This is a genomic window from Colwellia sp. MEBiC06753 (assembly GCF_053470325.1).
On the sequence record NZ_JBQMTM010000010.1, the window covers coordinates 50,998 to 76,011 of the forward strand.

Sequence of the window (25,014 nt, forward strand, 5' to 3'; positions counted from 1 at the left end):
AGATTACCCGCATGAGTGAACAATATAATTCCGAATCGATTGAAGTATTAAGCGGCCTAGAACCAGTACGTCGTCGCCCCGGTATGTATACCGATACCGATCGCCCAAACCATCTAGGTCAAGAAGTTATCGATAACTCAGTTGATGAAGCATTAGCTGGTTATGCCCAAAATATCACGGTGATTTTGGATAAAGATCAATCATTGGAAGTCATTGATGATGGTCGCGGCATGCCAACCGATATTCACCCGGAAGAAGGCGTGAGTGGCGTTGAACTTATTTTTTGTAAACTGCATGCCGGTGGTAAATTTTCTAATAAAAACTATCAATTCTCTGGTGGTTTACATGGTGTTGGTATTTCGGTAGTCAATGCGTTATCCAAGCGCGTGGAAGTGACCGTTCGTCGCGATAGCAAAGTTTATGAAATGGCTTTTGAACACGGTGAAAAAGTTCAAGAGTTAACTGAAACTGGTACCGTTGGCCGACGCAATACTGGTACTCGCGTGAAATTTTGGCCAGATGAAAGCTATTTCGATTCATTTAAATTTTCGGTAACTAAGCTTAAGCGTATTTTAAAAGCTAAAGCGGTACTATGCCCAGGGCTAACCATTAAGTTTCATGACAAAAATGAAAATGAAAAATTGCAATGGTGTTATGAAGATGGCCTAAGTGACTACATTAAAGAAGCGGTTGGTGACAGTGTTAGTTTGCCGGAAGAGCCATTTATTGGCACTTTTTCGTCGCAACATGAAGCGGCAGATTGGGCGGTCACTTGGTTACCTGAAGGCGGCGAAACCATTTCAGAAAGTTATGTTAACTTAATTCCAACCATTCAAGGCGGTACTCACGTTAATGGCTTACGCCAAGGCTTGTTAGAGTCAATGCGCGAGTTTTGTGAGTTCCGCAACTTAATTCCGCGTGGGGTAAAATTAACCCCAGATGATATTTGGGATAAATGTAGCTTTATCTTGTCGGTAAAAATGCAAGATCCGCAATTTGCCGGTCAAACTAAAGAGCGCTTATCGTCACGTCAATGTGCTGCATTTGTTACTGGCGTAGTAAAAGATGCGTTTAGTTTATGGCTAAATGAGCATACTGAAATTGCTGAAGCTTTGGCTGAATTTTGTATTTCGAACGCCCAACGTCGATTAAAAGCCGCGAAAAAGGTAGTACGCAAAAAAGTTACACAAGGGCCGGCATTGCCGGGCAAGTTAACGGATTGTGGCAGCCAAGACCCAGATAAAACCGAACTATTTTTAGTGGAAGGTGACTCCGCGGGCGGTAGTGCTAAGCAAGCGCGTGATCGCGAGTTCCAAGCGGTGATGCCACTGCGTGGGAAAATTTTGAATACTTGGGAAGTCGAATCAGGACAAATTCTCGCTTCACAAGAAGTGCACGATATTTCTGTTGCCTTAGGTATTGATCCAGATAGTGAAGATTTATCAGCACTTCGTTATGGAAAAATCTGTATTCTTGCCGATGCTGACTCTGACGGGCTGCACATTGCCACCTTATTGTGTGCGCTGTTTACACAGCATTTTTTACCACTTGTACGTGCGGGTCATGTCTATGTAGCGATGCCACCGTTGTACCGTATTGATGTCGGCAAAGAAGTATTTTATGCACTAGATGAAAACGAAAAAGAAGGCATATTAGATCGCATTGAAGCGGAAAAGAAAAAAGGCAAAGTTAACGTACAACGCTTTAAAGGCTTGGGTGAAATGAATCCAATGCAATTGCGTGAAACTACAATGGATCCTAATACTCGTCGCTTAGTGCAGTTAACCGTGGATGAACATGATGAAACCATGGAAATGATGGACATGCTGCTATCGAAAAAACGCGCGGGTGATCGCAAAGATTGGTTACAAGAGCACGGTGATAGAGTTCAGTTGTAAAAGGAATATCAGTGCTAAGGTTTAGAGCCTAGATATCAATTTCAAAACTGTAGGTTAGCTAGAATTAAAAAGCCTGATAATTTATTGATTATCAGGCTTTTTCTTTAGCGATTTTAGCTGAGGTAAAAGCTCGTTAAGTGATGCTTCTATTTGCTGCTGAATTGGCAAGTGCTTAGTATTTAAATAATGGTAGTAAACCATGGGCGTAATGCCAATCGACTGGTGTGCCCTTTGCGGTGCTACACTTATGGTTTTATTAAGTGTTGGGTTTAAATATTTAAGATTAATTACATAGTCAACGCGCTTTTTCTCAAACAATTCAAATGTTGCATCAATATGATTGATAATGGCGATATTGGCGGTGATTTTTTGTTGTAAGTGGTTTTCGATTATTGTCAACACGCCTTTGTCCATAGCAATAAAAGCTTGAGGATCAAAAAACGCGTTTTCATCACAGTTTACTTCAGCCGCACATGTTAGTAGTAATTCTACTTCTAATAACGGCACATTCACTTTAAAGGTGTTAGCCAATTTTGAATTAACATCTCTTACGCGCATTAAGTCACCATCAATGACCCCAGCGTCAACTGCGTCAATACGGCGCTCTACCGTGGTATCAACAAAGTGAACATCATAACCAATATTGGCGTATCCCTGCTTAATAATTGGAATAAGCAGCTCTTCCGCCGGTAAACCTATTTTACTGAATACTAAGTTTTTTTGTGTTTTTGCTTGTGTTGCCATACCAACAAAGAGGCCGATAGCAAATATAGTGACGGCAATGAAAAACTTATGAGTTGATTTGTTAAGCGTGTTCACAAAAAGAGTCATTGATGAAATCCGTTGCAGGTATTAGCGCCTAATACCGATAATGGTTAGGTGTATTCACGGCAACATAGTAAAGGTATAAGGGGTATGTTGCAAATTATTCGCAGGCAACTGAATAGGGTAGTGTTAGCTAAATAAAAGAGCATTAGCTAGCAGCTAGTGAGCGCTTTTTTAAGCGAGAGGGAATTATTGACTAACAAATGCCGTTGGAATTTCCCAGCTGGTTTGCCAAATTTCACCTTGCCAATTTTCAATGGTTAACCACACTTTATCTTGCTGTGAAATTTTAGGCGATGCTAAGGCATGAACATGTTGGCCATGACGGCTGCCGTGTAATATTCCTTCATGAAATTGCTGAAACTTAGTTATTGCCAGTGGCTTTTCACCAATGTTTAAATAAGCCTGCCTAAGGTCTTTGGCGTCTCCTTGATTAAACATCACCATAAAATCTTTCACGTAAACACCGTGATGAGAATAAGGTGGGTTCAAATCAAAAGGCATTGGCGAAACTTGAAAGTCGCCTATGGTTTTAGCTTCCCAAACATCTGGAAACACAGGGTTAAGAGAGTGATAAAGAAAATAGATAGGCAATATTAATAGCAAGCCACTTAAACTAAATTTATGCTGACCTAACCAGCGCGTTACTGGTGTAAAAGTTAAGTTAATTGACATGATTAAGGTCTCTATTTTCGGTATTTGAAGTGTTGATAGCTGGATCAGTAATAGTTGATTCATCAAGATCAATTTTCGATGCCGGTAACTCGGTTGCGTGGCGCTGTAAAATTTTGGCATTACGGCTGCCCCAGATCATAAACCCAGTAATTGACATACCACTGATAATCACGCCAAAAATAAACCACAGTGCTTTGGTCCATAAACCGCCAACGTTTCCGTAGTGAAGAGGGTCGGTAATATGGGCGATGGTTTGAGTGATATTCATTTGACTAGGCGTATATTGATGAACAATAGCACCAGTCCATGGATCTACCGCATAATTGTATGAATAGCTGTCGTAAAAAACATCGCCAGCACTGCCGAATAATTTATAAGTGTCGCGGTTGTGCTCTGGTAACATTACATAGCTAGGGGTAAATTCTGGTTGAATTGCTTTTACTGCTTCCATGACGTCATTTAGGTTTTTGGTAAAGGCAGCTGGCTTTCCTTCACTCATAATAGCCGGCATGGTGACGGTTGGCGCTTCTGGTTCTATTTCAATATCAGCATGCCAAATAATCGCTTGTACTAAATACCAAAGCCCAGTCAAACTCATCAATAGTAAAAACCACATCGACCAAACACCAGAGAGTTTGTGTAGGTCGGTCACTAGGGTTTTCTTCCCTTGATTTACTCTAACTTTTGGTGCAAAAAATGAGCGCCAAAACTTTTTGTAGATCACTATGCCAGTGATTAAAGCGCCCAGCATAACAATAGCCATCAGGCTGACAAGATAGTAACCAAGGCTGTAATTAACATGCCATGGAAATAATAACCAACCATGCAGTGACCGCATAAAATTGATAAAGGTCATATCAGGATTAATTGATTGAATTTCACCCGTATATTGATTGACATAAGCAATGGCATAAGGATGATCTTTGTCGGTAAAAATTACCCCATGCACTAAATACGGCTCAAAAGCTACAACGGCACTGACATCGGCGGTTGGGTAAGTATTTTTCACCTCTTTAACTAATTCTGCTATTGGTTTTGCCGGCAGGTTTTCAGGATTGGTTGCTCGAGCAGCGGGATTGGTTAGCCACGTTAACTCATGGCTGATCACTGAAATAGTGCCAGTGATACAGATAAAACAAAACAGTAGCCATATTGGTAGTGATAAGTAGCCATGAATTTTAAACCATAGTCGATAGTTTGATTTTGCCATTTTTACATTTCTTTGTTTTAGACTAGCAAGCGGATTAAATGTCTTAATTCAGTTATTACTGAACCAAGCTAGGAAAGGCTTGCTGCCATTATAAGATTATCTTTATTGTTACAACTTGTCAATGGTATTCTAAATGATAATGATTCGCAATAGTGTTTGTTCGTTAGGAAATAGTGATGTTAAGAAAGGAACTGATTAATAAGCAAAGTGAGACGCTTTGTAAGAAGTTATGTAAGAAGTTATGTGAGAAGCTGATTTAGAAGTAGAGCTGTATGGCTTGTTAATCCTTAGTGTTAAAAGTCTTTTTAGGTAAAGAGTTTATGACTAAAGCTAGCATACTGTCACTAGCATACCGTTACTAGAAAACGGTAATTATAAAACAGGTGCTAGAAAACAGTCTCTATGATACATAGAGCGCTAGACACGAACAGGAAGACTAGATCTTGTCGAAAAAGATAGATTTAGTGCAATAAGTAGCTTCACCGCTCTAATTATTAGCGTTATAAATAAATGCAATAAATAAGCTGCATAAATTAAAGCCAAAGAGCGGTCGAGTTTACCAAATGTGAATGAACTAGCGCTTATGGCAATCTGTTACATGCGGTTGCGTTGCCACTTTTTAAAATAGGGTAAGAAAAATAAATACATGCCCGTTAACCATAAAACAAATAGCACTATAGCGACAGGTAACATTAACCACAGGTTGGCATATTTTTGAAAATAAGTGCCGTCATGTAGGCTTTCAATAAATTCTGAGTTGCGATAAGCAACCTGTAAAATTTGGCCATTGCTACTATCGAGCTGAATCTCCCAGCTACTATTTGTTCGTACTTTTATAACCCCTTTGCTAGGGCGAACATCAAGTCGGTCGATGTCATCCCAACTATTAACCTTTGCTTGCTCTACTGTTTTTGCTTGGCTTAAAATTTGTTCAAAGCTAATGCTTGGTAGTGTATTTATACCTTTTTGAGTAGGTGGCTGAAGTACAGCAAACTCTTTACGTACCAACAGTAATATGCCCGTAATAATCACTAATAAAACTGGTAAGGCAATAATTAAGCTGCCCCATTTATGGGTCGTGCGATTAAAGCTGGAAAATTTCATCTGGTTAACTCTTTCAACTTGCTGTGGCTGCTAATCACTGGTTAATTTGAACTAGATGGGCAAGCTTGAGGTTGTTGATCTACAGTTTAAATATAATGCTATTCTAACGAAATTTAGATAGAGGTCGCCAGTGGAACTGTCTGTTAGTTCACGTAGTTCATCGCTAAAATGGTGGCTAGAGCTTGCGTTATTATTTGGGGCTATTTGCTTAATGCTCTTAATTAAAGGTAAGCGTTTTAAACGCTTTCGACTTACCAATAAATTTGGTTTTAATAAACGAATTACCCAAACCTTAGTTTTGTTTTTTGGCGTGATGCTCTCTACAAGCCTAGTTTTTGTATTAATTGCGCCAGAAGCTATGTTTGATTTACCTGTTCATTGGCCGCAAGCTTGGCTGCTGTTACTGGTGCTATACCCTTTGTTTTCAGCGATACCACAAGAGTTAATTTTTCGTACGTTCTTTTTTCATCGCTATAAACGCATAATTCCACGTAAAAAGCATCGAGTTTGGCTTAGCGCAACTAGTTTTGGTTTTGCCCATATTATTTATGGCAATTGGGTTGCGGTGATTTTGGCTATGCTTGCAGGTTATTGCTTTGGTCAGACCTATGCCGCCTCTCGCTCAACGTTACTCGTTGCATTTGAACACAGCCTTTGGGGTGTCTGGATATTCACGCTAGGGATAGGACAATATTTTGATTTATCTCGCCTAGCAATTGCTCATTAAATACCAGACAATTAGTTACAACAAAAAGTTACAACAATTTCCCACAATCTAAAACAATAACGCACAATAAGCTAAGTGTTACTCAACAAGTTTGCGTTAATCACCAAAAAGGAAGTGACAGTGAACAATCACAATCGAACAATTTGTCATGCTTCAATTGGCACTAATGATTTAACGGCAGCCAAAGCCTTCTATCAACCGCTATTCGCGGTATTAGACATTGATCTGGTCAGTGAGTATTCTCACGCACTGGCGTTTGGAAAAGGCTATCCAGAGTTTTGGGTACAAATACCATATGATAAGCAACCTATGTCAGTGGGGAATGGTACCCATTTTGGTTTTGTTGCTAAAAATAAATCCCAAGTTGAACTGTTTTACCAAACGGCATTAGCATTAGGTGGTGTTTGTAATGGAAAGCCAGGGCCACGTCCCGATTATGGCGAGCCATATTATGGTTGTTTTATTATAGATCCCGAAGGCAATAAAATTGAAGCTAGCTTCTGGGACTTTGAATTTAAAAAATAATTTAAGCTAATTATTTGTTTATATTTGAAAATATCGCTAAATAAACGATAAGTGTATTGACTTTGCTTGTGTGCTAATAATCGATATACTGCAATGTAATAATAATAGATGGAAGTAGTATTGGGTGCTAAGTAAGTACTATCCTAGTTTTGATAACGCTTGTATTAAAATCAATGTTGCCATCACTTCCTTGCTAACAACGGCGTTAAATTTCGCCTTGTTTTTGGGCATCATTTTTTTAGCAACAAGTCATCATCAATTACAAGCACAACCAATGTGGCAAACCTCGATTGCTACGCCATCACTTATCGAAAAATTAGCCCCTATTAAAGTTCTGGCCGACAGCGATCAAAAAGCGGCGATTAAACAGTTAAATGCACTTAAGCCTGATTTAATCAACTACCCAGTGGTAGAGCAGCTTGAGTATTATCATTTATTAGCAGAAACCTATAATTTAATTGGCCAGTATCGACTAACTCAAGCAACGGCTGAACAAGCCCTCATTTTAGCCTCTAGTTTAATTTCCCCAAGTATTACCATTGCTAAATTATCTTATGATTTAGGTTTTGCTTTAGAGTCATTAGGTAACTTAAATAAAGCACTTGAGCAATATTTTTCAGGTTTAGAAGTAGCTGAATCACTTGAAGATCAAAAAGAAGTGGCCAATGGCTTGATTAATATCGGCGCTATTTATTATCAAAGCAACAGATTGTCAGATGCCATAGTCACCATTAATGAAGCTGCTGTTATTGCCGAAACACTAACCGACCAAGAGTTAAAAGGTTATGTCTATAGTGAGTTAGGCATTTTGTATGGCAACCTAGGTGAAGCAGAACAAGCCAGCGAGTATTATCAAACATCTTACCAACAATATATGGCCGCTGGTAAGCCGTTATTAGCTGTCAACAATTTACGTAATATTGCTATTGGCTATTGGGGGCAAGGTGAACATGAACAAGCTATTGAAGCTTACCAGCGATTACTTAAAGAATTAGAGCCGTTAAATAGTGTTGAAATGTTATTTAGTGGCTATATCGGCTTAGCAAGAGTTTATGCGCACGAATCCATGAAGTCGTATGATTTAGCTTTTGAGTATTTAGCGAAAACTGAACAGTTATTATCAAAGGTTGAACATCATGCGCTACGTTTAGAGTTTTTGATAGATAAAGCGCAAATTCTAAAGGAAATGGGGCGTTACGATCAGGCACTGCAGGTAATCGACGAGGGTTTAACATTATTCCATAGTAAAGTGATTAAAGCCGAGCCGTTAAATGAAGCCGCTTTGTTAGTGCAACGCTCAGAAACCTATCGTTTGACTGGGCAATATAAAAAAGCATACGACACCTACCAGCGCGTTTATGATTTAAATATGGAGTCGATGGAAAATAGCAAAACCGAAGCTGTTGCAGAACTTAGGCTGCAATATGAAAGTCGTCGAGCTGATATTGAAAGGAATTTATTAGAAAATAAAAATAAACTCGAAAGTAATGAATTAGCTGAAAGCCAGCAGTCAGCAGAAAGTAAGCAACGATATATATATCTGGCTGGCGTTGTCGCGTTAATTTTTGGTTTTTTATTACAACAATTGATTAAGAGCCAAAGGCAATTACTGACCGCATCGCGTGTTGATGCATTAACTAACGCGTTAAATCGGCGGCGATTTACAGAGCTTGCTCATCGAGAGTTAGCCAAAGCGAAAAGACAAAAGTCATCGGTCGCTTTGCTGTTGATTGATTGTGATCATTTTAAAGCGATTAATGATAATTATGGTCATGGTTTAGGTGATGACGCGCTTAAAATCATCAGTGACTTAGGACAGCGACTTTTTAGCAAGCCAATGGTCTTTGCGCGATTTGGCGGTGAAGAGTTTATTGCCTTAATACCTCAATGTGATGTCATGCAAGCTCAAGAACTTGCTGAGCGTTTTCGTAGTGCTATAGCAAAACAGCCATGGAATAGTGAGCGCAAATACCAACTCAGTGTAAGTATCGGTGTGACGACAACACAAAAGGTTCAAAGTTACCAATTTGAAAAGCTATTCGAACAAGTTGATCAACTGCTATACCAAGCGAAAAAAGAAGGGAGAAATCAAGTATGCGTGTGATCATACTCAGCTTCTTTTTAACTTTTTTGATCGCCGGTACTAGTTTAGCTCAAGCGCCACAGAGCAAATTTGAACAATCTTTTGAAGTAAGTAAGTCTTTGCTCACTTTGGTAACTCAAGTTGAAAATCAACAACTAATCGACAAGCAGATGCTTGAGAAACTATTGGCTAATATAACACCTAAAAATGATGCTGAACGTTTACTGGTTAATTATGCGTTAGGATTATTTGCCTTTCAGCACCAGCGTTATCAAGAGGCAATTGAGCTTTTAGAGCAGGCGAATAGTTACCATGATAAGTTACCAAAATCGTTGCAAATAACATCGCCTTACTTTCACTTTCATCAAGTGATTTCAGGTGCTTATGTTAAGCAAGAAAACTATCAACAGGCCTATCATCATCGCCGCACTTATTTAATTGAATATGGCGACGCCTTTGAATTTAAAGAGCAACAGTTACTAACCGAGTTAGAGAATAAATATCAAATAAAACAAAAAGAACAAGTTAACCAGTTGCTTGAACAACAAAATAAGTTAAAACAGGCTGAAATTAGTCGACTAGCACAGAAGAAGCAGCAGCAAGAGCGCAATGTTTTGGTATTGATTTTTATTTGCGTGGTTTTTTTATTAATGATTATTCGGCAGTTGCGTGTTAGATATCAATTAAAAGTAATGGCGCACACAGACATGTTGACTGGACTGAGAAATCGCGCCAATTTATTCCACAATGCACAGCGCGTAATTGCCACGGCACTTGAACTAAATAAACCATTATCTGTATTGGTTATAGATATTGATTATTTTAAAAAAATTAATGATAAATATGGTCATCAGGCAGGTGATGAAGTACTTAAAAATGTCGCTAAATTAGGCGCTGAAGTTATGCGCTCTCGTGATATTTTCGGTCGTTTAGGCGGTGAAGAGTTTGTGGCTATTTTACCTGATGCCGATATCGATATCGCCCACGCAATTGCACTTAGGTTCAAAGAAAAAATAGAACATTACCCGTTTAGTTTTGTTTCGGAGCAAAAGCCATTCACCATTGATGTAACGGTCAGTATAGGAGTGGCACAACTGCAAAAAAATGAAACAACTGCAGATTCATTAATTGGTGCCGCAGACATAGCAATGTATCAAGCGAAGCAGGCGGGTCGTAACCAAGTGAGTATATTTAACTCATAATCAGATCAGAAAAACGACTATTTGTGTTAACGACATTAAAATCTAACGCTTAGTTGTTTTTTCTGATCAGATAATCGGCTAAGCTAGCAATGATCGTTGTGCGGGATCCTAGATCTCATAACCGACCAAGAGAAAAACAATAACTAAGCAGAAGCCTCGTATTTTAGGAAAATAATTCATGTCTGATGTGCTCGAATACAGCCTCGAAGGTATTGAACAAGTCCCACTAAGAAAATTCACTGAAGATGCCTACTTGAACTATTCAATGTATGTCATCATGGATCGTGCCTTACCGCATATTGGCGACGGGTTAAAACCAGTACAACGTCGCATTGTTTATGCGATGTCAGAGCTTGGCTTATCGGCATTAGCGAAATATAAAAAATCAGCACGTACTGTTGGTGACGTTTTAGGTAAATTTCACCCTCATGGCGATTCTGCGTGTTACGAAGCTATGGTGCTGATGGCGCAGCCATTTTCATATCGTTACCCGTTAGTTGATGGTCAAGGTAACTGGGGTGCTCCAGACGATCCTAAATCATTTGCTGCCATGCGTTATACCGAAGCAAGGCTTTCTAAATTTAGTGAAGTATTATTAGCTGAATTAGGGCAGGGTACGGTAGATTGGTTGCCAAACTTTGATGGCACCATGAAAGAGCCGAAAACGCTGCCAGCACGTTTACCGCATATTTTATTAAACGGTATAACCGGTATTGCCGTTGGTATGGCGACCGATATTCCGCCGCATAATGTTCGCGAAATTGCTAATGCTTGTGTTCATTTAATTGAACAACCAAAAGCTGAATTACCTGAATTATTAGAATTTGTTCAAGGGCCAGATTACCCAACTGATGCTGAGATCATCACCCCGAAATCCGAGATAGAGAAGATCTATCAAACCGGTCGTGGCAGCATCAAAATGCGGGCGGTTTATGAAGTTGAACACGGTGAAATTGTTATTACCGCACTACCTCATCAAGCATCGGGTGGTAAAGTATTAGAGCAAATCGCTGCGCAAATGCAGGCGAAAAAACTGCCAATGGTGGTAGATTTACGCGATGAATCAGATCATGAAAACCCCATTCGCTTAGTGGTGGTGCCGCGCTCAAACCGAGTGGATACCGAGCAGTTAATGCAACATTTGTTTGCCACCACTGACTTAGAAAAAAATTACCGCGTGAATATCAATATGATTGGCTTAGACAATAAGCCAGCGGTAAAAAATCTACAGCAAATATTAACCGAATGGCTGGAATTTCGTCGTGAAACCACCCGTCGTCGTTTGCAATATCGTTTAGATAAAGTACTCGCGCGACTACATATTCTTGACGGTTTATTGGTGGCCTATCTAAACATTGATGAAGTCATTGAGATCATCCGCACTTTCGATGATCCGAAAGCGGAATTAATATCTCGCTTTAATTTATCTGATTTGCAAGCTAATGCAATTCTAGAAATTAAATTACGCCAATTAGCAAAATTAGAAGAAATTAAAATTCGTGGCGAGCAAGAAGAGTTGAACAAAGAGCGTGATCAGCTAGAAAAAACCTTAGGCTCAAAAGCGCGCATGAATACCTTACTTAAAAAAGAAATTTTAGCGGCAGCAGAACAATATGGTGACGATCGTCGTTCGAAATTGGTTGAGCGCGATGAAGCTAAAGCGCTGTCTGAAAAAGATCTTGTACCAAGTGAAGCGGTCACGGTTGTGGTATCAGAAAAAGGTTGGGCGCGTTGTGCGAAAGGCCATGATATTGAACCTGAACAAATGAGTTACAAAGCCGGTGATACCTTCTTATGTGCCGCAAAAGGGCGTAGTAACCGTCCGGTAGTCTTTATTGACTCCAGCGGGCGGGCATACACCGCAGATGCTCATAGTTTACCAACGGCGCGTAGCCAAGGTGAGCCGCTAACGGGCCGCTTTAGTCTTGGCTCTGGCGCGTCATTTACCAAAGTAGTAATGGCCGATGATCAAACAAAATTCTTATTAAGCTCAGATGCTGGATACGGCTTCGTCGGCAGCTTTGCTGATATGATCAGCCGTAATAAAAATGGTAAAGCACTATTAAGCTTACCGGCAAACGCAAAAGTGATGTCGCCACGCAAGATTAATGATTTTGAAGCAGCGCTGTGTTTAGCCATTACCACTGAAGGGCGAATGTTAGTATTTCCGGTTAAAGACTTACCAGTACTTAGTAAAGGTAAAGGTAATAAAATTATTAATATTGCTTCGGCCAGAGCTAAAGCCCGTGAAGAGTATGTGACCTTATTGGAAGTGATTTCGCCAACCGATGCCATTACCTTGCATGCTGGTCGCCGTAAATTAACGTTAAAAGCTAATGACATAGAGCATTATCGTGGTGAACGTGGTCGTCGTGGTAATAAACTGCCGCGCGGTTTACAACGTGTTGATCGCATTGAAGTTGAGTCAGTGGTGGTGGAAACCGCTGAAATGGCTGACGCTGTTGATGAGGTGAATAGCACTGGTAGTAACTCTGAAACTAGCGTTGATAGCCAAGGTGAATCATAAGCACAATGGCTGTGAATACGTATGCACTTGATTGCATCGAAATTGCTCAGAATTGTAGTATGAGGCTGATGATATAGACATGCTGTTAAGCGAGTATTTAACTTCCCTTGGTTAGATATTTAATAGTGTTTTTGTAAAGTTCACACGTTTTTTAAGCACACTAGCATCACTAGTGTGCTTTTTTTATAAATAATCGCGCTATAGTTTACCGCCATAGTTTGCTATAGAAGTAAGTGAATTAATGATTTAACGCAAACATTAAGTTTGACCGTTGATCACTGCGTTACAAATAAATAAAACAATGGACGCAATTGTTGGGGAAATTTATGAATTCAACTAAGCCTAGCTTAAGCTTTTGGCAAATCTGGAATGTCAGCTTTGGTTTTCTGGGGGTGCAAATTGGCTTTGCACTGCAAAATGGTAATGTTAGCCGAATTTTATCTGATTTAGGTGCTGACTTATCCTCGCTTTCACTATTTTGGCTGGCAGCGCCAATCATGGGGTTAATTGTACAACCGATTGTTGGAGCCGCTTCCGATAAAACTTGGAATGGCTTAGGCAGGCGTTTACCGTTTATTTTAGGTGGGGCAATTGTTGCGGCAATGGCAATGGCATTATTACCTAATGCTTCGATGGTGGTGGCTTTTATTCCACCGATGATTTTTGGTTTGTTTATTTTCGCCATTAAAGATGCCGCATTTAATGTAACCTTCCAACCTTTCCGCTCACTGGTATCCGATATGGTGCCAGATAAACAACGTAATTTAGGTTATTCAGTACAAACCTTATTGATTAATATTGGCGCAGTGGTTGGCTCTATTTTGCCATTTTTCCTAACTAACGTTATTGGTTTAGATAATTTATCCTCGCAAGGTGAAGTCGCGCCATCAGTGATTTGGTCGTTTTATATTGGCGCTACTGTGTTATTAGGCTCTGTGCTGTGGACGGTATTTCGAACCAAAGAATACCCACCGGAGCAATACTATGCGTTTAAAGGCATGGATGCAGAGGCTGTTGCTAAAGAGCAGCAAGCCACTAGATCATTGGGTGAGCGCTTAGCTGGCTTCTGGGTTTTATTTAAAGACATGCCCGTGATAATGAAACAATTGGCTATCGTGCAATTTTTCTCATGGTTTGCCCTATTTATTATGTGGACTTATACGCCAGCGGCAATTACTCAACATACTTGGGGCGTTGCTATTGAATGGTTTGATCCAGCTTATATTCAAGCGGCTGGCGGTTTACCAACAGATATTGCTGTAGCTAAAGGCTCGGCAGGCGATTGGGTGGGAATTTTATACGCTGCCCAAGCATTATTTTCCGTGTTATTTGCTATTGTGCTGACTAAGCTAGCAAATGTCTTCGGCCGTAAATTAACCTATTCGTTAAGCTTAGTGGCCGGCGGTTTAGGCTATTTAAGCTTTACTTTGTTTCAAGATCCAACGTTGACTCAGGTTGATTTGTTGATCACGCAAGTGGAAATTCCACAAGGGGCTTTAGGCCTTGTGTGGTCAATGGTGGGGGTAGGTATCGCCTGGGCAGCTATTTTAGCCATACCTTATGCTATTTTAGCTGGCGCTTTACCTGCTGATAAAACCGGGGTCTATATGGGGATTTTCAACTTTACCATTGCTGCACCGCAAATTGTTTCTGGTATTGCATCAGGCTGGATTTTAAGTAATGTTTTTGGCAACCAAGCGATTAATATTATTATGTTGGCTGGTGTTGCCATGTTTTTAGCGGCAGCGTCAGTGGTTTTTGTTAAAGACAATGCAGACAGCGAATAGCGCTCAGAGTTGAATTAGCAATATAAAAAAAGGAGCTGATGCTCCTTTTTTTATATCAATTTACTAGCGAATTAAGCGAACAAGTTACATGACGCTAGCTTTATTGACTTGTTTTAACTGCCACATGATTTTCGCACTATAACACTGGTTGGCATTAAAGTGGTTTTAACTTCTTCACCGTGAATTAGTTTGATTAAGCTGTCGACTAATAGCTCTCCAGCAAGCTTTGTATTTTGCTTTGCCGTGGTTAATGCAGGAAAGGTAAAACTGGCCATTGGGATATCGTCAAAGCCAATTACCGCCACGTCTTCTGGCACGTTAAGGCCATGTTCTTGTAATGCCCGCATAGCGCCAATTGCAATTAAATCACTAGCACCAAACAAGGCATCAAATGTTACGCCAGAAGCGAGCAAGGTTTTGGTGGCGATATAGCCTGATTCTTCCGTTGAAATAGCGTCTACTTGTTTTGATTTATCAGCAACTAATTGATGATCAGCCAACGCTTTGCTATGCCCTAAGTAACGATCAAAAAATTCCGGCGCGTGGCTAGATGCATCGCCAATAAAGGCAAAATCTTTGCGGCCATTTAGAATAACATGTTCGGTGAGCTGATAACCGCCATGGAAGTTATCGCAGCCGACCGAAACAATTGGTAAGGTTTTAACATCGGCGCCCCAACGAACAAAGCGAGTGTCTTGCTCAATCAGTTGGATGAGTTTTTCTTCGTAATCAACAAAGTCACCATAGCCTAATAAAATAATGCCATCGGCTTTATTGCTGTCTTCAAATTCGGCATGCCAGTCATCATTCATTTGCTGAAACGAAACCAGTAAGTCATAACCTTTGTCAGAGCAAGCTTTGGTAATGCTGCCAAGCATGGTTAGGAAAAACGGGTTAATTAAGCTGTCATCATTGGTTGGATCTTCAAATAGCAACAGCGCCAAAGTGCTACTGTGCTGAGAGCGTAAATTACTGGCGTTCTTATCGACCTTATAATTTAGCTCTTTCGCGATAGCTTGCACGCGAAGGCGAGTTTCTTCGTTTACCAACGGACTATTGCGCAAGGCACGCGATACTGTTGATTGAGAAACGCCTGCTCGATAGGCAATATCAAACGATGTGGGCTTTGATTTCACAAACTAGAACCAAACAAATACGAATATGCAAAATATTACCGTTAACTTCATGCTAAGTACATATTATACCAATAGAAATAAATATTTAACCTATTCAGAGCTACGTTAGGAAAGTTAGAACAAAGCAAATTGATGCTGGTGTAGCATTCTCCATCAAGACAATTTGTAAAGTTGTCACTTTCCTGACGAGTACCCGAAGGGCGAGTTTAAACGGCCTATATGCTGCGTTATTGATCTTGATAAGCGAATAACCATTACCCGCAATCAAAACCACGCCTACATGGATGTTGGTGCTTAGGTTTTGCAGGAGCATAAAACCTGTGCCTATAAGCCGTTTAATTCTCGCTGAATGATCAAGTATTTAATTTAATTGGTATGAAGCTTAATATTATTAAACGAAGCTAGAGAGTGATACGCTCTAGTTTAGTGAAATTAGTCATTTACTAATAAACTTCTAAAACTTGTTTTATAATCAAACACATCAAGTTAAATGTTTGCCTAATTAAGAAGGTGCTTCTTTGTCTGCTAAATCATCAGCTGTTATTCGTTATTCGGTAATTTGCAGTTTTATTCTGTTATTTGTTTTAGTTGCTGCAAACATCAGTAATCACCTTTCAACACAAAATACGCAAAGTTTTGATTTTGATAAAGCGCCGATATCGCTTAACAGTAGTTATTTAATTGATAACAACAGTCTATTAACAGTAGAACAAGTTGTTGGGCAGTTACCAAATTTTATTGAGGAAAAACCGTCAGATATTCCATTTAAATTGGGGGCTGAAAGTTATTGGTTGCTGTTTACCTTAACCAATAGCAGTGACTTAGATGCTGCGCTAATGCTGCATATTGATAATACTATGTTAAGCGATCTTGAAGTGTTTGCCGTTGCTAATGAAGCCATTATGCCTATTAACCAAGCATCTTTACATGACACAGCATTTCCTTATTTATCCATTAAATTACCTCAATTTAGCCAACAACAACTTTTGCTTAAACTTAAAGCGGGTGGTCCTCCAACCATACCTTTGCAATGGTATGAGGCTGAACAACTCCAAACTCGAGAAGCGTTGACGCGGCTATTGTTTGGTGCGGTCATTGGCATTTTTGCGATTATGGCAATTTATAATTTAATCATCTTTGCGGCGATTAAAGATAAAGTCTATGCCATTTATCTTGGTTACTTGATTTCGACCTTTTTAGTATTAGCGACAGTAAATGGCTTTGGCTACCTAATTTTTTCTGCTGAGTTACAGCAGGTGTTACAACACTATTCGCTGCTATTTCACTACAGTCTCTTGTTATTCTTATTGTTATTTACCACATACTTTCTTCAACATGAGCAGGACAATCGTTGGCCTTATAAATTGAGTATTGGTTTTGCTGGGCTGTTGGTGTTATTAGCTATTGTTACACGCTTTGTTCCGCACGCCTTGCAAGCGCAAATATTTTTTAGCTTGCCGCCTCTGTATTATGCCTTGTCGTTGTTATTGATGATGCTGAAAATGCGAAAGCAATTAAGCTGGGCAAGATTTTACTTTCTTTCTTGGATACCGCTTTTGCTAGGCGCTGCCGTTCAACCTCTGGCAATGTTTAACTATCTCCAGTATTCGTTTATTACGCATAATGCTTTTTTAATTGCGGTGGCAATTGAAATTGTTTTTATGGCATTTGCGCTAGCAGAGCGCATGCGTATGCATGAAAAAATTCGGCTTCAAGAAATAAGTTACCATCCAGATACTGGCATAGTACGTAAAATTATTATTGAAAATCATATTGATAAACTTATAAGAAGAAAGAAAGCTAAATTTAGCGTATTGGTTATCAAACCTGAGCATATTGATCGTGTAGGGCTTTATATTAGTAGTAAAATGAAAAATGAGCTTTATAAACGAATTTATAAAAAACTCTCATCTTTATTTGTCTACAACGACGCAGTTGAAATAATTGGCGATCGCGGAGAAAAAATAGCGCTAGTTAATGGTAATGCGTTAAGTATTATTATTAATCATCGCCACAATCATCAACCAATGGCGACCATAGTCCAATCAATTAATACCTTAATAGAAGAAGCTTATATTGTAGATAATCTACAATTGCCACTTGGCGCGATGGTTGGTATTGCTAATTTCCCTGAGCATGGTGACGCTGCATTTGAGTTGTTAAATAAAGCGCAACAGGCACTGCTAATCGCTGAGTCTAGCCCAGGTAAATGGGCCTATATTGAATTGCAGCAAAGTGAGCAAACCAGTTATCGATTGCAACTGGCGGCAGATATTAATCAGGCAATAAACCAAGGACAGTTTGAGCTATATCATCAGCCGCAAATTGATTTAAAAACCATGAGAGTCTGTGGCAGTGAATGTTTGATCAGGTGGCAACACCCAGTTGAAGGCAATATTTCACCGTTGGAGTTTATCGCCATAGCCGAAGATATGGGGCTAATTAATAGATTGACTCAGTGGGTCGTTACTCAAGCCTTTGCTCAGCAAAGCGTTCTTGCCGCCCACGGTTATAAAAACCATTTAGTTTCGATTAATATCAGTGGTAAAGATTTGATCGCAGAAGGCTTTTATGAGTTTATTGCGGAATCGCTTGCCAATGCTGAGCTTTTAGCTAATAAAGTCGTCTTAGAATTAACAGAGTCGGCATCAATTATTGATAATGATTACGCAGCAAATGTGATTAGCCAACTTACTGACTTAGGCATAACCATTAGTATTGACGACTTTGGTACTGGCTACTCATCGTTAGCCTATATCGACAAATTACCCTTCCAAGAGCTGAAAGTTGATCGCCAGTTTGTCGAAAATGTTTGTGGTGATAAAAAACGCAAAATTATTGCTGAGGCAACGGTAACCATGGCCAAGGGGTTAGGCTTGGAAGTAGTAGCTGAAGGTATTAATAGCCAAGAAGATGAAGATACGTTAAGGCAATTTGGCTGTGATATTGGTCAAGGTTATTATTACGCTAAGCCGATGGCGTTTGATGATTACTTGGAGTGGCTTGGCGGAGAAATTAATGGTCGTTCACCGCCACCATTGGAAGGAGATTTTATCCCTAAATCTGCAACGCTAAAAAAGTAATAGTAAGCGGATAAAAAACAATGTGTTGTTCTGATATAGGTTAGAAGGTCTTAGGACGGGACAGCGTTAAAAAATAGGCCAGCTATTCGCTGGCCTATTTGCTTGAGGGAGTTTACTTGAGGGCGTTGGGTAAAGGGCGCATTAGCGCTATGGCTTTTGCTAACGCTGTTTAACAAATACCGCAGTAGTAAAGCCAGGAACGCTAAATTTCCCGTTAGATACTTTGCTTTGCTGGGTAATAGTGTCATGACCTTTTGCCTGAATTGGATGCAAGCTAAAGCCTGCCGCATCTTTTACCGTGAAGTCGGCAGTTTGTGGTGCACTGTTAAAAAGCACTAATATTTCGCTGTAGTTTGTATCGACTGTTTCTGATTGCAGGCTGTCATCAAGGTGCATCACAATCAGCCCCGGCTCTTGTTGTTTGCCAGTATTTAAAAATGATACCCGCTGCTTAATTTGCTCGCCGCGGGTTAGCCTAAATAATGCTGAGTTAGTGCGAATTGCCATAAACTCGAGAAAGACATTTGCCGCAAAGTTGATGTCCTTTGCACTTGGTTGATCGCTGCCGTTGTTTTCTGCTAGTAAACGTTGAATTAACGGCCAATTTGCTTGATCTTTTTCTGCTGGCGGTAAGCCAACATTATAAAAGTTTTGTTGCTTGCTAAAATCGACGCGATTAAACCAGTCGCTGTAATCGTAACTGTCTCTTAAGTATGATTTTGAACGCAGTAATTCGCTACCCATATGCAAGAATGGAATGCCTTGCGCTAACATGGCGTACGATAGGCTTTGATTATGTAATCTTACGCGCTCCTCTGTCGTCAGGTCGGTAGCATTACGGTACTGGTTATTATCCCATAAGGTTTGATTATCATGCTTTGATACATAATTAATGGTATCGGCAGGATCTAAAGCATAACCCGTTGGTTGGTCGCCATAAGGAATATCTTGCCCAGTAACCTCATTGCCAAAGCGATCGGTAAGAGGGAAGTCTTTTAAGTTACCGGCTAAGCCAATACGCAATTGATCGAGTAATAATAAATGATTCGGCGCTTGCGCAGCATCCACTTGGTTTAGTTCATTGGGTTTTGTTGCCAAGCCATTGCCAATACCTTGATTGCGACGAATATCATCCCCTTGCACACTAATACCTGGACCTCGCACGGCATCGCGCAGTCGATCGGTAAAGGTACCGATTTCTGTACCGCCTAATTCTAATTGGCTGGCTTGAACAAACTGGCGATTATTGGCGACTTCACCAAAGTTCCAGCCTTCGCCATAAAAATAGGTATCAGGATCTACTGCTCGCACCGCCGCACGGGCTTTTAACATCGCCGCTTTTGGTTGATGCCCCATTAAGTCAAAACGGAAGCCGTCAATTTTATAATCTCGTGCCCAAGTCACTAATGAATCAATCATTAGCTTTTCCATCATCACTCGTTCGGTGGCGGTGTTATCACAACAGGTCGACTGCTCTATTTCGCCGGTAATTGGGTGTAAGCGTTGATAGTAGTTAGGGATAATTTTATCAAGCACAGAAGTTGTTGCTAATCCTGCCTGATGAGTGTGGTTATAAACCACATCCATGATCACCCGAAAACCTTGTTGGTGAAGGCTTTGTACCATTTCTCTAAATTCGATAATGCGAGATTGACCATCAGGATTTATCGCATAACTGCCTTCTGGTACTGTGTAGTGGAAAGGATCATAGCCCCAGTTATATTTATCAACTGTTTTAAGCTCGGTCACTAAGGCTTGAGCATCCCCGGTGCTAACATCATAGCTTGCTAATAACTCTCCAAGTGTTGCTGACGCGTCAAAATCTTTGGCACAAATACTGGTATTAGGGGCAATTTGGCAGACTTGCGCTAAGCTTGATTGCAAATCAATCGCTTGATTTTCAGCTTCGTTAACCGTGCCAATATCAAACACTGGCAATAAATGGATATGGGTTAATCCTGCTTGTTTTAACGCTTTTAAGTGTTTGCCACCATTTGATTTTTCATCGGTAAATGCCTTGTATTTACCGCGAAAGGCTTCATTGGAAAGCTGTGATTCAGCGGCGCTAAAATCACGGACATGCACTTCATAAAGTACTGCATCTTCAGGGTTAGCAATTGCTGGTATATTTTGCTGCTCCCAGTTTTTAGGTTGGGTATCTGCATTATTCAAATCAACAATTTGAGAATAAACACTGTTGGTTGATAAGCTTAAAGAATAAGGATCTGTCGTGGTTATTGTCTCAATTTTATTCGTTGCTGGATGCCAAAGATTCAATTCATATTGATAAAATAGTCCGGCATAATCGCTCGGTAAAAGCGTTGACCAAACACCTGTGTTGCTGTCTTCTTTTAACGCGATAACACCATCAGAACTTTTGCTCGTTGAAATTGTGCTCGTTGAAATTGGCGTTTTATCGCGATTAAATAGCTTTAGTTTTACCGTGTTCGCCGTTGGTGCCCAAAGCTTAATTGATATACCGTTATCGGTAATAGTTGCGCCTAAATCACTTACTTCATCAGCATCATTGTCACCTCGGGTATAAATATCATCAATCACTTCACCGGTTTGAACATAAGATATCTGGCTACTGCTATTTAAGGTTTCACCATTTAATACCACCAACGGCTGCTTTAACCACTGTTTGATGCTCGCTTGATCTAGGCTCAATTGGAATGCCTGAAAAGTGCTAAGGTGCGGATGCTTTTTTATCACCCAGCTAGGCATAGCAATTGGTGATAGTTGAGCTGATTCATCCGGAGTCGTTGAGTCATTCGTCGGCTTGATTGCTAGTTGGTAGCGATTGCTTTTATCTGAACTGGCCAGTAATAAAATATCGCTAGTTAACCAATGAGCGCTGTGATCAATTACTTGATTGTGAGCGTGCTGCTGCTGGCTGGCTGATTGTTCAGAGGGCTCGGTATTATTGCTTTGAGCAGATTGCTGTTTTACTGGTTGGCAAGCCGCAGCTAAACACAACACAGGTACAATTAGACCAAGCTTGTTAAAGGTAAATTTATACATAGGACGTTACTCAACATGATCCCGTTTGTTAGAGCATAGCTGCTATTGTCATTAGCGAGCGCCTAAGACAAACGCCAAGGGTAATAACAGCGCTACAATTTCGGGAATTTTTCTTATTTAACTATGATCAAATGGTAAAAACTTACGATGATGAATGACATCAGCTGCATACGTATTCAAATCAATATCCCTATGTCGCTTTGCTGTTTTGCTCGAAATAGCGGTAGTTAATTTCTAGAATAGCAGCAGTTTTATCTTAATTTTGGAATGCTATGCAGTTTCGCGTTATCACTTCTTTGACTAAACAAGCGCTATTTGTTGGTGGCTTGTTTATTTGTGCTTTTAGTTATTCGTTAAGCGCTTGGGCGGGCTACAAATCTCACCAACTTATTGATAATCAGCTGATTGTTAATGCAAGCTCAGCGCAGCAAGTATCGACTCGCTTAACGATTGCTGCTTATCAAAATGCTGGCTTTGCGGTTACGTATGACAGCCAGTTTCACGAAACCCTGCCATCGTTTGCTATTGCGCCAAGTGCTCAGTTAATTGCGTTTCAAGTTTTAGAATCTGAAGAGTCTTTGGTATTAACCGCGGGTGAATCACGTGCCATTGTTGATAAAGCGTCAATGACAATTGCCTTTTACCATAACGATAAGTTATTGACCACGCAGCGTAGCTTTAATGATAGCGCCGAAGGTATCGGCTTTGATTTTGCGATTTCAGCACAAGAACAATTACTAGGCACTGGCGAGCGTGTGCTTGGTATGAACCGTCGTGGTCATAAACTGCCACTGTATAACAAGGCACATTACGGTTACACCACCGAGTCAACGCAGATGTATTATGGTTTGCCGGCAATTATGTCGACTAATAAGTATGTGTTGTTGTTTGATAACTCAGCTAAAGGCAGTCTTGATTTAGATAGCCAACAACAAAATCAATTATCGTTTTCAGCTGTGGCTGGGCGGGCAAGTTATGCGGTGGTTGCCGGTAATAGCTATCCTGAGTTAATCCATCACTATGTTGAGTTAACCGGTAAGCAGCCATTACCGCCGAAATGGGCGCTAGGTAACTTTGCTTCTCGCTTTGGTTATCATACACAGCAAGAAGTACTGACAACCGCTGAAAAATTTGCTCAAGATGATATTCCGCTAGATGCAACCGTGCTTGATTTGTACTGGTTTGGTAAAGATATTCAAGGGCATATGGGCAATTTGGATTGGGATAAAACTGCTTTTCCAGAACCTGAGCAAATGATCATTCAGTTACAAGCTGATGGTGTTGAAACCATTGTTATCACCGAGCCATTTGTTTTATCTAGCTCGAACAAGTGGCAGTCAGCCATTGACAGTAATGCCATCGCGGTTAATAGCGACGGTCAGCCATATACCTTTGACTTTTACTTTGGTAATACCGGCTTAATTGATGTGTTTAATAGTGATGGTCGTAATTGGTTTAATCAAGCATATCAACAACTTAATCAGCAAGGTGTTACTGGTTGGTGGGGCGATTTAGGTGAGCCAGAGGTGCACCCTGATGACATTATTCATCGTTTAGATGACGGACGATTAGTACGTGGTGATGCTTTACATAACGTTTATGGTCATCAATGGGCGAAAATGGTTTATAACAATAGCTTAGCGTTTGCTCCGAATCGTCGCCCGTTAGTGATGATGCGTTCAGGGTTTGTTGGAAGTCAGCGTTATGGCATGATCCCGTGGACCGGTGATGTTAGCCGCGAGTGGGGCGGTCTCAAACCTCAAGTAGAACTGTCATTGCAAATGGGGCTGTTGGGGCTTGCTTATACCCATTCTGATTTAGGTGGCTTTGCTGGTGGCGAAGTGTTTGATGCTGAAATGTATACTCGTTGGTTGCAATATGGCACCTTTCAGCCGGTTTATCGACCACATGCACAAGAGCATATTGCCCCTGAACCGGTATTCCATGATGAAAAAACTAAGGCAATTGCCCGAGATTTTATCAAGCTGCGTTATCAAATGTTGCCATATAACTACACGCTAGCTTATGAGAATTCAGTGTCAGGGATGCCGTTAATGCGCCCGCTAATGTTCGAAGATGAAAGTAATTTAACGTTAGTTGCTGAGAAAAATAGCTATCTTTGGGGCGATGCATTTTTAGTTACGCCAGTGACAGATCCTGGTGTGAACTCGGTAAAAGTACATATGCCACAAGGTATTTGGTTTGATTTTTGGACTGACCAAGAGCTTAACCAAGCGGCAAATGGCCAAGCGATTGTTGATTACCCAACAGAACTAACAACTATTCCAGTGATGGTCAGAGCGGGGAGCTTTGTGCCGATGGCAGCCGCTATGACTAATACCAAGCAACACGATCAATCACAGCTGACATTGCACTACTATCATCACGCAAGTGTACAAGCAAGTCGTGGCCAATTGTATGAAGATGATGGCATTAGCCCAAATAGCTTGGCAGAGCAGGCATTTCAATTGTTTAACTTTAATGCACGCTTTTTAGAACAAACGCTGATGGTGGATATCACGCGATCGGGCAACAGCTATAAGGAAGCGCCATCGGAAACCAGCACAGAATTTATTGTGCATAATTGGTCGACGGCACCTAATTCAATTGTTATTGATGGACAAAAGCAACCGATAGTTTATTCCAAACAAGGCTTTAGTCTTGCTAGTGCCGGAGGTTATTGGTCTGCAAAAGATAAAACGTTGCATATTAAACTGAGCTTGGACGCTGCGAACCAACAACTAGCTATTCGATAACAACCGTTATCGAATAGCTAGCTAAAACGCCTGTCGCCCTGTTTTAATGCGCCATTAATTGATGGCGCAAATTGACCGAATTGTGTTAATTATCTCTGCTTTCTCTTTATCTCTACTCTCTTTTTGCTTCACTTCAGCGTGGTATCAGTTGACAGCAGTTTAACTATGATTAGTTAAAAAAATGTGAAGTTTAGCGACGACATGCCTTAAACGTATGACACGACCATGATTTTGCATACGTATTCAAAATTATGCAAAACCGCATTTAATAGGTCACTTATCTAAATCCAATACGTAATGAGTGAGTGATAGCCTTTGTCAGCAAAAATATCACTACACTCTTGGTTAGCTGTTGTAAATTAAGGGTTTTAGGCTATACCTAGTAGGTGGGCTTAGCAAAAATAATAATAATTAAGCCCATAATTAAGCGAAAAGTTGTTCAATTAAATCTC

At 40.4% G+C, this 25,014-nt stretch carries 15 protein-coding genes; 9 read left to right on the top strand and 6 right to left on the bottom strand.

Annotated features, from left to right (window positions below):
• Window positions 1-11: 11 nt before the first annotated feature.
• Window positions 12-1,898, top strand: coding sequence for a DNA topoisomerase IV subunit B (parE, locus tag ACOB82_RS09510; RefSeq protein WP_448212750.1), 1,887 nt, complete (start codon window positions 12-14; stop codon window positions 1,896-1,898).
• A gap of 81 nt (window positions 1,899-1,979) precedes the next feature.
• Here the strand turns inward: parE and ACOB82_RS09515 are convergent, their stop codons facing one another.
• The 4 genes from ACOB82_RS09515 to ACOB82_RS09530 form a co-directional block, all read right to left on the bottom strand.
• The gene (locus ACOB82_RS09515) at window positions 1,980-2,729 is read right to left on the bottom strand and encodes a hypothetical protein (RefSeq protein WP_448212751.1); all 750 of its coding nucleotides are present in this window, start codon (window positions 2,727-2,729) and stop codon (window positions 1,980-1,982) included.
• Window positions 2,730-2,912: 183 nt separating this feature from the next.
• Window positions 2,913-3,398, bottom strand: coding sequence for a hypothetical protein (locus ACOB82_RS09520; protein ID WP_448212752.1), 486 nt, complete (start codon window positions 3,396-3,398; stop codon window positions 2,913-2,915).
• Entirely contained in the window at window positions 3,388-4,608 is a 1,221-nt protein-coding gene (locus ACOB82_RS09525) for a PepSY-associated TM helix domain-containing protein (protein WP_448212753.1), read from the bottom strand. The genes ACOB82_RS09520 and ACOB82_RS09525 overlap by 11 nt, the downstream gene beginning before the upstream one ends.
• A 594-nt stretch (window positions 4,609-5,202) precedes the next feature.
• Window positions 5,203-5,712: a PepSY domain-containing protein gene (locus ACOB82_RS09530; protein ID WP_448212754.1), complete on the bottom strand. Its 510-nt coding sequence runs from the start codon at window positions 5,710-5,712 to the stop codon at window positions 5,203-5,205.
• Window positions 5,713-5,842: 130 nt separating this feature from the next.
• On the opposite strand from ACOB82_RS09530, the gene ACOB82_RS09535 reads away from it, so the two are divergent.
• The 6 genes from ACOB82_RS09535 to ACOB82_RS09560 all read left to right on the top strand — a co-directional run bounded on the left by ACOB82_RS09535 (window position 5,843) and on the right by ACOB82_RS09560 (window position 14,563).
• Window positions 5,843-6,439, top strand: coding sequence for a CPBP family intramembrane glutamic endopeptidase (locus ACOB82_RS09535; RefSeq protein WP_448212755.1), 597 nt, complete (start codon window positions 5,843-5,845; stop codon window positions 6,437-6,439).
• A 120-nt stretch (window positions 6,440-6,559) separates the two neighbouring features.
• On the top strand, window positions 6,560-6,964 hold the full coding sequence (locus tag ACOB82_RS09540; protein ID WP_448212756.1) for a VOC family protein: 405 nt from the start codon (window positions 6,560-6,562) through the stop codon (window positions 6,962-6,964).
• A gap of 124 nt (window positions 6,965-7,088) precedes the next feature.
• Window positions 7,089-9,068, top strand: coding sequence for a diguanylate cyclase (locus ACOB82_RS09545; RefSeq protein WP_448212757.1), 1,980 nt, complete (start codon window positions 7,089-7,091; stop codon window positions 9,066-9,068).
• A complete protein-coding gene (locus ACOB82_RS09550) occupies window positions 9,059-10,249 on the top strand; it encodes a GGDEF domain-containing protein (RefSeq protein ID WP_448212758.1) in 1,191 nt (396 codons plus the stop codon). Before ACOB82_RS09545 ends, ACOB82_RS09550 begins: the two co-directional genes overlap by 10 nt.
• A gap of 178 nt (window positions 10,250-10,427) precedes the next feature.
• Window positions 10,428-12,776, top strand: a complete 2,349-nt coding sequence (gene parC, locus ACOB82_RS09555; protein ID WP_448212759.1) for a DNA topoisomerase IV subunit A — start codon at window positions 10,428-10,430, stop codon at window positions 12,774-12,776.
• A gap of 326 nt (window positions 12,777-13,102) precedes the next feature.
• Entirely contained in the window at window positions 13,103-14,563 is a 1,461-nt protein-coding gene (locus ACOB82_RS09560; RefSeq protein ID WP_448212760.1) for an MFS transporter, read from the top strand.
• Between the two features lie 113 nt (window positions 14,564-14,676).
• Here the strand turns inward: ACOB82_RS09560 and ACOB82_RS09565 are convergent, their stop codons facing one another.
• Window positions 14,677-15,699 (bottom strand): LacI family DNA-binding transcriptional regulator, encoded by a 1,023-nt coding sequence (locus ACOB82_RS09565; protein ID WP_448212761.1) that lies wholly within the window; start codon window positions 15,697-15,699, stop codon window positions 14,677-14,679.
• A 518-nt stretch (window positions 15,700-16,217) separates the two neighbouring features.
• On the opposite strand from ACOB82_RS09565, the gene ACOB82_RS09570 reads away from it, so the two are divergent.
• Window positions 16,218-18,782 (top strand): EAL domain-containing protein, encoded by a 2,565-nt coding sequence (locus ACOB82_RS09570; RefSeq protein WP_448212762.1) that lies wholly within the window; start codon window positions 16,218-16,220, stop codon window positions 18,780-18,782.
• A gap of 159 nt (window positions 18,783-18,941) precedes the next feature.
• Here the strand turns inward: ACOB82_RS09570 and pulA are convergent, their stop codons facing one another.
• Window positions 18,942-21,806 carry a pullulanase-type alpha-1,6-glucosidase gene (gene pulA / locus ACOB82_RS09575; RefSeq protein WP_448212763.1) on the bottom strand — a complete coding sequence of 955 codons (2,865 nt, stop codon included), beginning with the start codon at window positions 21,804-21,806 and terminating at the stop codon, window positions 18,942-18,944.
• 272 nt (window positions 21,807-22,078) lie between these two features.
• On the opposite strand from pulA, the gene ACOB82_RS09580 reads away from it, so the two are divergent.
• Entirely contained in the window at window positions 22,079-24,562 is a 2,484-nt protein-coding gene (locus ACOB82_RS09580) for a TIM-barrel domain-containing protein (RefSeq protein WP_448212764.1), read from the top strand.
• The last annotated feature ends 452 nt before the right edge of the window (window positions 24,563-25,014 follow it).